This is a genomic window from Nocardia sp. NBC_00565 (assembly GCF_036345915.1).
GTDB lineage: Bacteria > Actinomycetota > Actinomycetes > Mycobacteriales > Mycobacteriaceae > Nocardia.
Map to the genome: position 1 here is coordinate 8,426,233 of NZ_CP107785.1, position 13,152 is coordinate 8,439,384.

The following is a 13,152-nucleotide window of genomic DNA, read 5'->3' on the forward strand; positions in this document are numbered from 1 at the left end:
GGATTCCGCGCAGGAACTCCGCCGGGCGAGTCCCCACGAGGTTTCGACACGGTGCTATCGATCGCGGCCGATCATGAGCTCGAACTAGGCTGCGCGCATGGATTGGGCGTTGCGCGCGTGCGGCTGGCACGGCCACTACACCTATGCGCCGGATGAGCCGGAATTGGCGGATCGGCTGCGCGTCGAGACCGTGGCGGGTGTCGCGTGGCGGTGTCTGCGCTGTGGCACATTCGTGCCGGGCGAACCGGTCGGGTCCGGACCCGCCGATCATGCGCCGGAGGTGCCGCGTGGGCGGCTGTTGCGGGATCGCTGGCTGATGCGGGCGCTGGCGATCGAACGGTTGGTGCGCGGGTTGCTGTTGGTGGTGGCCGCGCTCGCCGTCTTCAAATTCCGTTCCTCGCGCGAAGACATGCGGGCGGTCTTCGATGAGGAACTGCCGCTGCTGCGGCCGCTGGCCGACCAGATCGGGTGGGATATCGACCGATCCAAGCTCGTGCATCTGATCGATGAGGCCTTCTCGCTGTCGAATACCACCTTGCTCTGGGTGGCGATCGGCATCCTCGCCTATGCGGGACTGCAGGCGATCGAGGCGCTCGGGCTCTGGCTCGTGAAGCGCTGGGGTGAGTACTTCGCGGTCGTCGCGACCAGCATCTTCCTGCCGCTGGAAATCTACGAGCTGACCGAGAAGATCACCGTGCTGCGCATCGGCGCGCTGTTGATCAATATCGCCGCGGTGGTCTGGCTGGTCTACAGCAAGCGGCTGTTCGGGCTGCGTGGTGGCGGGGCCGCGTACCACGCCGAGCACAGCACGGAGAGTCTGCTGAGCGTCGAGCGTTCGGCGCTGGCGGTGCCTGCGAAGTAGCCGTGGCGTTCTAGCCAGGTAATGCTAACCTTACCTATTGAAGTTAGGTCAGCATAACCTTTGGAGGACCGTTGTCGACCACGGAGCGCTTGCGCGTTGAGTATGTGACCGATCCGGCGGCAGCGATGTCCCGGCTGGCGGCAGCCGAGCGCTTCGGCGACTACGTGATGTACGAACGCCCCGGTGAGTGGGTGTTCGCGGCGGATCCACTCGGCAGTGTCGCGCTGGACGCGAACGAACTGCGGGTGCTCTGGGATGGACGCGGCACCACCACGGCGTGGGAGGGCAGCCCGGCGAGCGTCATCGACCGCGCCCTCGGCACGCTGCCGCTCGGCGGTCGGCAGGCCTACGGCTGGATCGGATTCGAGTTCTGCGCATGGGCATTGGACGCGACCCGGCATCTGGATCCGCGAACGGCACTGGCGCATCTGATGATTCCGCGCATCGAGGTGCGGGTCGGCGAATCCGGCGTGCGGATCTCCGGCGCGACACCCGCCGAGGCCAATGACATTCACGATCTCATCGCCGCATCGCAGGACACCGAACAGGCACAGGCGTATCCGGTCGACGTGCGTCTCGATCCGACCGGCTATCGCGATCGGGTCGCTACGGCGGTCGCGGAGATCGGTGCCGGGCGTTATCAGAAGGTCATTCTTTCCAGGAAGGTCGATCTGCCGTTCGCGGTCGATGTGCCCGCCACCTACCGGCTCGGTCGCGCCAACAACACTCCGGCGCGGTCGTTCCTGCTGCGCCTCGGCGGGCTCGCGGCGGCGGGATTCAGCCCGGAATTGGTTGCCGCCGTCGACGAGAATCGGATGGTCACCACCGAGCCGCTCGCCGGAACCCGCGCCTTCGGCCTGGGCGAGGCCGCCGATATGGCGGCCAGGGCCGACCTCGTCACCGACCCCAAAGAGATCGTGGAGCACGCGATTTCGGTGCAGACCTCGTTTGCCGAGATCGCCGCGGTGGCCGAACCCGGGACACCCGCCGTCTCCGATTTCATGGCTGTCCGTGAGCGCGGCAGCGTGCAGCATCTGGCCTCCATTGTCCGCGGGCGGTTGGCCGCGGACCGTTCCAGCTGGGACGCGCTGGAGGTGCTCTTCCCGTCGGTCACCGCTTCCGGTATTCCGAAGCGCGAGGCCGTGGATTCGGTGTTCCGGCTCGATGGTGCGCCGCGCGGTTTGTATTCCGGTGCCGTGGTGACGATCTCGCCGAGCGGTGCGATGGAGGCCACGCTGGTCCTGCGTGCGGTTTATCAGACCACCGAGGGCGCCTGGCTGCGGGCGGGCGGGGGCATCGTCGGACAGTCCCGGCCGGACCGTGAATTCGAGGAGACCTGCGAAAAGCTCGGCAGCATCGCGCCCTATGTCGTCAAGGCGTAATCGCACCCATCAGAATCGGGCTCGGTTCCGAATCATCTGCCGGGGCAACTCGGCGATAGCCGGGTGAAGATCGGGGGTGGCGTACCTCGGACTCACGCCACCCCCGATCGTTCCGTCAGCCGGGGCTTACGTGCCCGCTCAGATGTAGCGGGCGAGAGTCGCCGCGCCCAAGACTAGACTTCCGAGTATGAGCAGGTGGGATACCTCGAACATCGCGGATCAGGGCGGCCGGACGTTCATTGTCACCGGCGCGAACAGCGGGCTCGGTGCGGCGGCCGTGCGCGCATTGGCGGGAGCCGGTGCGCAGGTGATCTTGGCCTGTCGGAATGTGGCCAAGGGGGAAAAGGTGGCGGGGGAAATCGGCGAGCGCGCGCAGGTGCGCGAGCTCGATCTTGCCGACCTGTCCTCGGTGCGCGCGTTCGCCGATTCGGTGGACCGGGTCGACGTGCTGATCAACAATGCGGGTGTGATGGCCGTGCCGGCGGGGCGCACCGCCGATGGCTTCGAAATGCAGGTCGGCACAAACCATCTCGGGCACTTCGCGCTGACCGGTCTACTGCTGGACAAGATTTCCGACCGCGTGGTCACGGTGTCCAGCGGCGCGCACCGCGCGGGCAAGATCGATCTCGACGATCTGAACTGGGAGCACCGCAAATACCAGCGCTGGTCCGCCTACGGGCAGGCGAAGCTGGCCAATCTGATGTTCGCCTACGAATTGCAACGCAGACTGACCGCCGCGGGTTCGTCGAAGATCTCGGTCGCCGCGCACCCGGGCTACGCCGCGACGGAGCTGCAGTCGCACACCGAGTCGATTCAGGACACGCTCATGGCGCTCGGCAACCGGCTGCTGGCGCAGAGCGCCGAGATGGGTACGCTGCCAGAGCTTTTCGCGGCGACTGAGTCGGCGGAACCGGGTGCGTTCTACGGGCCGGGCGGATGGCAGGGGATGCGCGGCTACCCCGAACGGTGCGACTCCAGCGCGGCGTCCAAGAACGAGGAAGTCGCGCGCGGTCTGTGGGAGCTGTCGGAGAAGCTGACCGGCGTCACCTTCGCCTTCGGGAAGTAGACGACGGCCGAATCCGCGATTCGGCCGGAGTCCGTTCGGTCGAGGTCTCGGCCGCCCATCTCCGTGATGCAGGTCACATTTGGCGATGTCACACCGCGTTGTGCCACGTCGTCGTCTCTGTGACCCCAACGGAATGGAAAGGCACACATCATGGAACAGCGCTTCAACCTCATCGCCAACCCGGTCGCGGGCAGCTTCATCAAGCGCCTCAATACAGCGGGCAAGGTCGTCGAAGGGTCCGAGCTGCCCGCCGCCACCTATGAGCTGGTCAAGATTCGCGCCAGCCAGATCAACGGCTGCGGCTACTGCACCGATATGCACACCAAGGACGCCGCGCACCGGGGCGAAACGTCCGTGCGGCTCAACCTTGTCGCCGCCTGGCACGAGGCCACCGTCTTCACCGAGGCCGAGCGCGCCGCCCTGGCCCTCACCGAGGAGGCCACCCGCATCGGCGACGGCCGCGCCGTCAGCGATGCGGTGTGGGAGCAGGTCCGCAAGCACTACGACGACGATCAGATCGCGGCCCTCATCGCGGCCATCGCGATGATCAACGCCTGGAACCGGATGAACGTGATCAGTCGCACGCCGGCGGGCGATTACCAGCCCGGCCAGTGGGGGTGACACCTCTGCTACAGTTGCCGACGTGCAGCGCTTCTATTTCTGGTTTAGCGAACCGGCCCTGGGTGGGCCGGTCTGCGGCAACCACATGCGCTGACCTCACTTCCACCCCGAGCCGGATACTGACCGGCTCGACGGGTTCCGCATCCGTGGGTCGGCCTTGAAGTAAAGGAACCCACCAACGATGACTACCGCAGCCGACGTCGACGCGCGGCATTCCGATCTCGATGATCAACGCACTCTCAGCGTGAGCCCGTTGCGCTCACCGGCCGAAGTGCGCCTGGTACACCAGATCACGGATTCGCTCGCGGACGTGGTCCGCGCCGGTCGCACGGCCACCGTCGATGTGCTCAACGGTGACGACGATCGCCTCATGGTGATCGTCGGGCCGTGCTCGGTGCACGATCCCGCCGCCGCGCTGGACTACGCCCGCCGCCTCGCGGCCAAGGCCGCCGAGCTGAACGATCGGCTGCACGTGGTCATGCGGGTGTACTTCGAGAAGCCGCGCACCACCCTCGGCTGGAAAGGGCTGATCAACGATCCGCACCTGGACGGCTCCTTCGACGTCAACACCGGCCTCGGCATCGGCCGCAAGGTGCTGGTCGACATCACCGCCCTCGGCCTCCCGGTGGCCTGTGAATTCCTCGACCCGATCACCCCGCAGTACATCGCGGACCTGGTCTCCTACGGCGCCATCGGCGCGCGCACCGCGGCCAGCCAGGTGCACCGCCAGCTGAGCAGTGCGCTGTCCATGCCGGTCGGCATCAAGAACGGCACCGACGGCGATGTGCAGGTGGCCGTCGACGGCGTCCGGGCCGCCGCCGCCAGTCACGTGTTCCCCGGCACCGACCTGGACGGCCGCTCGGCGCTGATCCGCACCACCGGCAACCCGGACTGCCATGTGATCCTGCGCGGCGGCAGCACCGGCCCGAACTACGACGCCGCCTCGGTCGCCGAGGCCCGCGTCCGGTTGGAGAAGGCCGCGCTGCCGCAGCGGATCGTGGTCGACGCCAGCCACGGCAACAGCAATAAGGATCACAACAAGCAGGTCGACGTGGTCACCGATATCGCGGGCCGGTTGGCCGCGGGTGAGCCGGGCGTCGTCGGTGTGATGCTGGAAAGTTTCCTCGTCGCGGGCCGCCAGGATCTGACCCTCGGCCACGCCGACGCACTGACCTACGGCCAGTCCATCACCGATGCCTGCATCGACTGGGACACCACGGCCGCCCAGCTCGACCGGCTCGCCGACGCGGTGCGGCAGCGCCGCAGTCGCTGATACCGAGGCCCGTCGCCCCGGCGAAAGCCGGGGCGCTCGGTCAGATCCCGGGCGGCCAATCCGTGGCCGGGCCGGACGGGTCCGTCGCCAGCCGTCCGGCCAGCCAGGTGTCGCGGCGGACACCGCGCTGCAGGCTGCCGAGCCTGGTCATGCCCTCATAGTGAAAACCGTTGCGGCGCACGGCCGCGGCCGAGCGATGGTTGCCGACGAAGGCGCGCCAGCTGATCCGGGCCAGCGCCAATCCGTCCGGGTGGAAACCGAATTCGCACACCAGCGCAATCGCGCGCGACATCAATCCGCAGCCGCGGTGTGCGGGTACCAGCCAGAAGCCGATCTCGCGGGTCGATGCATCACGTTGACCGAGGCCGATCATTCCGACAACCGGACCGTCGGCGCTGCGCCGCACCGCCCAGATCGGGCTGTCGGCGGCCCAGCCCGGCGCGACCATCTCGGTGAGAAAGGCCTCGGCGTGCTCCCGGTGGTAGGGCACGGGGATCGTCACCCACTCGCCGATCGTCGGCTCCTGGCAGCATTCGACGATGGCGTCGATATCGGCCTCGGTCGGCCGTGACAGCCAGACGGTTCCGTCGGATAGCGGGTGATCCTCCATTGGAGCATGGTGTCATGCGGGGGTAGCTCACCTCATCGGGTTTTCGCAGGACCGGGCGCTGAGGCGGATCGCACGGACCGTAGAATCAACCCGGTGGTTGCCGCTCTACTCGCCGACTTGTTCGAATCGCATCGGGCGCATCTGCTCTCGGTCGCATACCGGCTGACGGGCAGCGCGGGCGACGCCGAAGACGCGGTGCAGGAGAGTTGGCTACGGCTGGCCGGTGCGCGTCAATCCGAGATCGAGGATCTGCGGGCCTGGCTGACCACTGTGGTCAGCCGAATCTGCCTGGACCACCTACGCAGAGCCGCGGTGCGCCGGGAAAGCTATGTGGGGCAGTGGCTTCCGGAGCCGGTGGTGACCGGTATCGCGGGGTCGAGCGCGCCGGACCCGCTGGAGGTGGTGGTCCGCAAACAGGAATGCAGTCTTGCCGCCATGGTGGTGCTGGAGCGGCTGACGCCGTCGCAGCGGGTGGCATTCGTACTGCACGACGGACTTTCGGTGCCGTTCGACGAGATCGCCGAGATACTGGGTGTTTCGGTGGAGGCCGCACGTCAACTGGCCGTGCGGGCCAGGAAGTCGGTCGCGCAGGCCCCGCCGCCCGCTCCGGATGGTGAGCATGCGGCCGCGGTGCGGAAATTCATGGATGCCCTCGCGACCGGTGATATCGGCGCGGTAACCGCTGCGCTGCACCCGGATTCGGTGATCGTCGGCGATGCGAACGGCACCACTTCGACTGCCGTGAATGTTGTCGGTGGCGCGGACAAGGTCGGCCGGTTCTTCCTCGGCCTGCTGCGCAAGTACGGGATGGACGGTTCGTCGGAGCCGACGTTGGAATACGAATTCGCGACGGTCAATGGGCAATTGGGTCTGGTGTTGTACCGGGTGGCCCCGGGCTACGGGCGTCTCGACGGTCTGGCGCGGGTGGTCGGATTCGCTGTTCGCGACGGATTGATCTGCGGTGCTTACGATCTCGCCAATCCGGAGAAGTTGACCCGCGTTCGTCTCGGCTGAGCGGTACCAGGCCGTGCCCTCATCGCCCGACCTGGTACCGCTCGTTGGGCTACGGTGTGGACGAGCCCAGGAATCAGTCCCCGGTCGAGGATCCGGTGCCGCTGTTGCCGGTCGATGAACCGTTGAACCAGTCGCCGGTGGAGGAACCGAATCCGGCGATCAGCTCATGTGCGACATTTCGAAGGAAACCCAGTACGGTTCCGGCGACCTCCGACGCGGCCGGTTGCAGTACCAGGTCCAGATACGAGGCCATCAGCGCCCCTTTCGAGATACCGCCGAAAGCCGACGGTTTTGTGAGGTAGAACACGGCGAGGCTAGCCGCCGCTGGGATAACGCACATCCATGCAGGTAGATGGCCCAATTCAAAAGTGAAACATAGCTTTTCGCTATCTAATGGCAACAATAGCGACCGCTGGGCTACGCTCCGGATATGCCCTCGCACAACGCGACCGTCGCTCGCCTTCGCCCGTTTGCCTCCACGATTTTCGCGGAGATGACCGAGTTAGCCGTCCGCCACGAGGCGGTCAACCTGGGGCAGGGCTTTCCCGATACCGACGGTCCCGCGGGCATGCTCGAGGTCGCGCGCCAGGCCATTGCCGATGGGGTGAACCAGTACCCGCCCGGGCGCGGCATGCCGATCCTGCGCCGCGCCATCGCCGCCGATCGCGCCCGCCGCTACGGCACCCACTACGACCCCGACACCCAGGTGCTGGTCACCGTCGGCGCGACGGAGGCGATCAGCGCCGCCGTCCTCGGTTTGGTGGAGCCCGGTCAAGAGGTCGTGCTGATCGAGCCCTACTACGACTCCTACGCGGCCGCCATCGCGCTGGCTGGGGCGCAGCGGCGCACGGCCCACCTCGTCGCCGACGGCGACCGCTTCGTCCTCGACCTGGACAGCCTGCGCGCGGCGATCACGCCCGCGACCAAGATGCTGATCGTCAATTCGCCGCACAACCCGACCGGCACCGTCCTCGGCCGCGCCGATCTCACCGCGATCGCCGAAATCGCCTGCGCGCACGACCTGTTGGTGCTCACCGACGAGGTCTACGAACATCTGGTCTACGACGGCAACGAACACATCAGCCTGGCCACCCTGCCCGGTATGGCCGACCGCACCGTCGTGGTGTCCAGCGCGGCAAAGACTTTCAGCGTCACCGGCTGGAAGACCGGCTGGGCCTGTGGCCCCGCGAATCTCATCGACGGTGTGCTCGCGGCCAAACAATTCCTGACCTTCGTGGCGGGTGGGCCGTTCCAGCCCGCCGTCGCATACGCGTTGCAACATGAACTCGATTGGGTCGCCGGACTGCGAGACACACTGTCGGACAAGCGACTCCGCCTCGCCGCGGCGCTGGCGGATACCGGATTCGGGGTGCGGCAGAGCGCGGGCGGCTACTTCATCTGCGCCGACATCAGGCCAATGGGCGCGACCGATGGCCTGGCCTTCTGCCGCGAACTGCCCGGTCGGATCGGGGTCGCGGCGGTCCCGATCAGCGTATTCGCCGACAATAAAGCGGCGTGGAACCACCTGGTGCGCTTCACGTTCTGCAAACGGGACGAAACCCTCGATGAGGGGGTCCGCCGCCTTCGTGCGGGAGTGCGCGTCAGCTGAGCCTAGGCCCGGTCCTGCGGACGCCGCAGGGCCTGTGGTGCGTGCCAGTTGTACCGCAGCGCGAGCAATCGGAACCCGATGGCGCCCAGGGCGGCAACGATGCCGGTGACCGGGTTGTAGGCATTGAAATGCAGCAGCGTCGCGGTCGCGGCGGCGCCGAAAAGTGCTGGTACCGCATAGATCTGCTCGGGTACCAGCACACTCGGCGTCTGCCCGCCGAGTAGATCGCGGATCACCCCGCCGCCGATCGCGGTGACCAGCCCGAGCAGTGTGGCCGACGGCGCACCGAGGCCGTGGTTGTAGGCGATCACCGTGCCGGTGACGCAGAACAACCCGAGCCCGAACGCATCGGCCACTTCCAGCGGCCCGCTGGTCACCCGCGGCGATGGATGCCAGAAGAAGATGACCGCGGCCGCCAGTAGCGCGGTCCACAGATAACTGAGATCGACGAATGCCGCCGGTGGCGTCCGACCGATCACCAGATCCCGAATGACCCCGCCACCCAACGCCGTACTGCAGGCAAGCACCACGATCCCGAAGACATCGAACCCCCGCCGCACCGCGAGCAGCGCCCCCGAGGCCGCGAACGCGACAACGCCGAACAACTCCCCGACATGCTGTGCGGTATTGACCGCGGAATCGAAATGCGCCATGCGCACACGATCACATACCCGCTGTCGGAGTGCGTTCAGGCGGGCATCGGGCGGGCACGGTCCGTGGCGAGCAGCACGGCGATCCCGCCGAGCATCGTGCCCATCACATAACGCTGGATTCGCAGCCACCGCGCCCGACCGGTCAGGAATGCGGCGATCCCGCCCGCACCGAGCACGATCAGCCCGTTCACCGTCAATGCCACCCCGATCTGCACCGCACCGAGGCACAGACTCTGCAACCACACCTGCCCACGTTCGGGCACCACGAACTGCGGAATCAACGCCATGTACATGATCGCGATCTTCGGATTCAGCAGATTGGTGACCAGTCCCATGGTGAACAATCGTCGCGTCGGATCCGCGGGCAATTCGGCGGGCGCGAATACCGAGGTCCCACCCGGCCGCACCGCCTGCCACGCGAGCCACAGTAGATACCCGGCCCCCGCGAGCTTCACCGCCAGATACAACCCCGGCACCACCGCGAACACCGCGGTGATCCCCGCCGCGGCCGCCGCCAGATACACCCCGAACCCGGCCGCCACGCCGCCGAGCGACACCAGCCCGGCCCGTCGCCCCTGTGACACACTCCGCGAGACCAGATACATCATGTTCGGCCCCGGCGTCAGCACCATCCCCAACGCGGCCGCCGCCACTCCCAGAATCGCCGCCGTTTCGATCATGGCCCGATCCTGACGTATCAGCCCCATACTCGTCTCGGTCCAGTCGAGCACCGGTGGACCGGCGCGGTGGGTGCTCGGTCCGACCCGTAGCGGAACAAAACGCGCGGCCCGGACGCTGTAGTTGCGGAGCCGATGCGAGCTACGCCCGTCGGCATGGAGGCCGCACCTGATAGGTGTCGGTGCTGTCGGGGAGAATGGGCCGGAGTCGCACGGGCGGCCGGACAAGAATGCCGACCGCCGTATACGAGGAGAGACTGTGACAGACGGTCCGCTGATCGTTCAAAGTGACAAGACGTTGCTGCTGGAGGTCGACCACGAGTTGGCCGGGGTGGCGCGCCAGGCCATCGCGCCGTTCGCCGAATTGGAGCGGGCGCCGGAGCATGTGCACACCTATCGGGTGACGCCGCTGGCGCTGTGGAACGCGCGCGCGGCGGGGCACGACGCCGAGCAGGTGGTGGACGCGCTGGTCAGCTTCTCCCGGTATGCGGTGCCGCAGCCACTGCTGGTCGACATCGTGGACACCATGGCCAGGTACGGCCGGTTGCAGCTGGTGAAGAATCCGGCGCACGGGTTGACGCTGGTCAGTCTGGATCGGGCGGTGCTCGAGGAGGTGCTGCGGCACAAGAAGATCGCTCCGATGCTCGGTGCCCGCGTCGATGACGACACCATCGTCGTACATCCCTCCGAGCGTGGCCGGATCAAGCAGATGCTGCTGAAGATCGGCTGGCCCGCCGAGGATCTCGCGGGTTACGTCGATGGCGAGGCGCATCGGATCGAACTGGATTACGCCGGCGGCCACTGGCATCTGCGCGACTACCAGGAGATGGCCGCGGATTCCTTCTGGGCCGGTGGCTCCGGTGTGGTCGTGCTGCCGTGTGGCGCGGGCAAGACGATGGTCGGCGCGGCGGCAATGGCCAAGGCGCAGGCGACGACGCTGATCCTGGTCACCAATACCGTGGCCGGTCGGCAGTGGCGGCGTGAACTGCTGGCCAGAACCTCGTTGACCGAGGAGGAGATCGGCGAATACTCCGGTGAACGCAAGGAGATCCGTCCGGTCACCATCGCCACCTATCAGGTGATCACCCGCCGCACCAAGGGCGAGTACAAGCACCTCGAACTCTTCGACAGCCGCGACTGGGGACTGGTCATCTACGACGAGGTGCACCTGCTGCCCGCACCGGTCTTCCGGATGACCGCCGATCTGCAATCGCGACGCAGGCTCGGCCTGACCGCCACCCTGGTGCGCGAGGACGGCCGCGAGGGCGATGTCTTCTCGCTGATCGGCCCGAAGCGCTATGACGCGCCGTGGAAGGATATCGAGGCCCAGGGCTGGATCGCGCCGGCCGACTGCATCGAGGTCCGGGTGACCCTGACCGATGCCGAGCGGATGTCCTACGCCACCGCCGAGCCGGAGGAGCGCTACAAGCTGTGCTCGACCGCGCGCACGAAAATCCCTGTCGTGGAATCGATCTTGGCCCAGCACAAGGGCGCGCCGGCGCTGGTGATCGGTGCGTACCTGGACCAGCTCGACGAACTCGGCGCCGATCTCAACGCTCCGATCATTCAGGGTTCGACGAAAACCAAAGAGCGCGAGGAACTTTTCGAAGCCTTCCGCCGCGGTGAGATTCCGGTGCTGGTGGTGAGCAAGGTCGCGAACTTCTCCATCGATTTGCCCGAAGCGTCTGTCGCGGTACAGGTTTCGGGAACATTCGGCTCACGCCAGGAAGAGGCGCAACGGCTCGGTCGCCTATTGCGGCCGAAACAAGATGGCGGACAAGCCCACTTCTATTCGGTCGTCGCGCGTGACACTCTGGACGCCGAATACGCCGCGCACCGGCAGCGTTTCCTCGCCGAACAGGGTTACGCATATCGCATAACGGATGCCGATGACTTGCTGGGCCCGGCGATCGGATAAGCGTTGCCCTCGCCTGCGCTCGGCCAAGCGCAGGGCTGACGACGGACTGCGTCCGGCTGCGACAATTAAGCGGAGGCAATACCTCCGATACGTGTGCTAGGAATTGAGACGTGCGACGCTTCGAATTCGCGGTCGACCGTGACCACGCCCATGCGGTCAACGAAGTCTTCGCCGACTTGCGTCGACTGCGCGTCATGGCCATCGCGGCCGCCGTCATCGCGGTGACCGGGACCGCCTACCTGATCTGGCTGAACCACCCGTGGGCCTACCTGCTGGCCGTCGCGTTCGCGCTCGGCGCGGTGGTCGCGCTGTGGGTGGCCTTCTGGACGCCGCACCGTTCCAGCATCGACAAGCTCTATGCCGACGGCGAGTTGGTCCCCGCGGTCGTCTCCGAGACGCATCCGAGCGGGGTGGTGCTGCTCGCATTGGTCGACGTCTCGAAACCGGAGACGCCCGGCCCGCGCTACGCCCTGGTGATCAGGAAGGTCCGTGACCTGCCCGGACACGAGAAGCGCACGGGCGAGCGGGTGCCGTCGGTCGCGGTGCGTACCGACCGCGCCCCGCGCCAGGTGGGTGAGCGCTGGCAGTCGGTCAGCGCCATGCCGATCGCCTGGGGCACCCGAGACGGCGCGGTCATCGAGCGCGCCCGCGAGGCCATCAGCGAGGTCGAATGGCGGCTGCTCACCGACAATCTCGAGCTTGCGGACAAGGTGCGGCGCACCTCCGCCAAGCGGTTGCTGCTCGACCCGCATCAGCTACCGGGTGACCTGGGTTCCTGACCACCCGAATTCCCTTGCGCCGCCCAATAGACTCGGTAGATGGTTCCGGCGTCCAATCTGCTGGCGTTCATCGCCGCATCTTTCGTCATCATCGTCATCCCCGGTCCCGGTGTGCTGTTCACCATCGGTCGAGCGCTCGCCCTCGGCCGCCGCGCCGCCCTGGTATCGGTATTCGGCCATTCGGCGGGCGTTTTCGTCGCACTGCTGCTGGTCTCGGTGGGGCTCGGCACGCTGCTCGCGGCATCGGCGCTCGCGCTCACCGTGGTGAAGTTCGCCGGTGCGCTCTATCTGATGTATCTCGGAATCCAGGCGATTCGCGAACGCAAGGCGCTGCGGGCGGCGCTGAACACCGAGATGGACCCCGCCGACGCCAGGGTGTTTCGGCAGAGCGTCTTCGTCGGGCTGACCAATCCGAAGGCGATCGTGTTCTTCTCGGCGGTGCTGCCGCATTTCGCCGATCCCGACGCGGGCTCGCTGCCGCTGCAGTTCCTGATCCTCGGCTCCATCTTCCTGGCGATCGCGCTGGTCTCCGACAGTGCCTGGGGGCTGCTCGCGGCCTCGGCGCGCTCCTGGTTCGCGCGGTCGCCGCAGCGTCTCGAGGCGGTCGGTGGCGCTGGCGGTGCGATGATCTTCGGCCTCGGCGCGTCGGTGGCACTCAGCGGTAGCGCCGACTGAAGCGACTACCATC

Annotated in this window: 14 protein-coding genes; 10 read left to right on the plus strand and 4 right to left on the minus strand. The window is 66.9% G+C overall.

Annotated features, from left to right (window positions below):
• The first annotated feature begins 97 nt into the window (after positions 1-97).
• From OG874_RS38930 to OG874_RS38950, 5 genes are all read left to right on the plus strand, one after another.
• Positions 98-862 (plus strand): DUF2127 domain-containing protein, encoded by a 765-nt coding sequence (locus OG874_RS38930; RefSeq protein WP_330252031.1) that lies wholly within the window; start codon positions 98-100, stop codon positions 860-862.
• A 71-nt stretch (positions 863-933) separates the two neighbouring features.
• On the plus strand, positions 934-2,244 hold the full coding sequence (locus OG874_RS38935) for a salicylate synthase (protein WP_330252032.1): 1,311 nt from the start codon (positions 934-936) through the stop codon (positions 2,242-2,244).
• 187 nt (positions 2,245-2,431) lie between these two features.
• Entirely contained in the window at positions 2,432-3,310 is an 879-nt protein-coding gene (locus tag OG874_RS38940) for an oxidoreductase (protein WP_330252033.1), read from the plus strand.
• Positions 3,311-3,460: 150 nt separating this feature from the next.
• Positions 3,461-3,931, plus strand: coding sequence for a carboxymuconolactone decarboxylase family protein (locus tag OG874_RS38945; protein ID WP_330252034.1), 471 nt, complete (start codon positions 3,461-3,463; stop codon positions 3,929-3,931).
• Positions 3,932-4,112: 181 nt separating this feature from the next.
• Positions 4,113-5,204, plus strand: coding sequence for a 3-deoxy-7-phosphoheptulonate synthase (locus tag OG874_RS38950; RefSeq protein ID WP_330252035.1), 1,092 nt, complete (start codon positions 4,113-4,115; stop codon positions 5,202-5,204).
• Positions 5,205-5,244: 40 nt separating this feature from the next.
• Here OG874_RS38950 and OG874_RS38955 read toward each other — a convergent pair whose 3' ends face one another.
• Positions 5,245-5,814, minus strand: coding sequence for a GNAT family N-acetyltransferase (locus tag OG874_RS38955; RefSeq protein WP_330252036.1), 570 nt, complete (start codon positions 5,812-5,814; stop codon positions 5,245-5,247).
• Between the two features lie 93 nt (positions 5,815-5,907).
• Between OG874_RS38955 and OG874_RS38960 the strand changes: the two genes are divergently transcribed.
• Positions 5,908-6,828 (plus strand): sigma-70 family RNA polymerase sigma factor, encoded by a 921-nt coding sequence (locus tag OG874_RS38960; RefSeq protein WP_330252037.1) that lies wholly within the window; start codon positions 5,908-5,910, stop codon positions 6,826-6,828.
• A gap of 73 nt (positions 6,829-6,901) precedes the next feature.
• On the opposite strand, the gene OG874_RS38965 is transcribed toward OG874_RS38960, so the two are convergent.
• A complete protein-coding gene (locus tag OG874_RS38965) occupies positions 6,902-7,135 on the minus strand; it encodes a hypothetical protein (RefSeq protein ID WP_330252038.1) in 234 nt (77 codons plus the stop codon).
• Between the two features lie 123 nt (positions 7,136-7,258).
• Between OG874_RS38965 and OG874_RS38970 the strand changes: the two genes are divergently transcribed.
• The gene (locus OG874_RS38970; protein WP_330252039.1) at positions 7,259-8,437 is read left to right on the plus strand and encodes a pyridoxal phosphate-dependent aminotransferase; all 1,179 of its coding nucleotides are present in this window, start codon (positions 7,259-7,261) and stop codon (positions 8,435-8,437) included.
• 2 nt (positions 8,438-8,439) lie between these two features.
• Here OG874_RS38970 and OG874_RS38975 read toward each other — a convergent pair whose 3' ends face one another.
• Positions 8,440-9,090: a trimeric intracellular cation channel family protein gene (locus OG874_RS38975; RefSeq protein ID WP_330252040.1), complete on the minus strand. Its 651-nt coding sequence runs from the start codon at positions 9,088-9,090 to the stop codon at positions 8,440-8,442.
• A 35-nt stretch (positions 9,091-9,125) separates the two neighbouring features.
• Entirely contained in the window at positions 9,126-9,770 is a 645-nt protein-coding gene (locus tag OG874_RS38980) for a LysE family translocator (RefSeq protein WP_330252041.1), read from the minus strand.
• 256 nt (positions 9,771-10,026) lie between these two features.
• On the opposite strand from OG874_RS38980, the gene OG874_RS38985 reads away from it, so the two are divergent.
• From OG874_RS38985 to OG874_RS38995, 3 genes are all read left to right on the plus strand, one after another.
• Entirely contained in the window at positions 10,027-11,685 is a 1,659-nt protein-coding gene (locus tag OG874_RS38985) for a DNA repair helicase XPB (RefSeq protein WP_330252042.1), read from the plus strand.
• Between the two features lie 110 nt (positions 11,686-11,795).
• Positions 11,796-12,464, plus strand: coding sequence for a DUF3239 domain-containing protein (locus OG874_RS38990; RefSeq protein WP_330252043.1), 669 nt, complete (start codon positions 11,796-11,798; stop codon positions 12,462-12,464).
• A gap of 39 nt (positions 12,465-12,503) precedes the next feature.
• Entirely contained in the window at positions 12,504-13,139 is a 636-nt protein-coding gene (locus tag OG874_RS38995) for a LysE family translocator (protein WP_330252044.1), read from the plus strand.
• Positions 13,140-13,152: the final 13 nt, after the last annotated feature.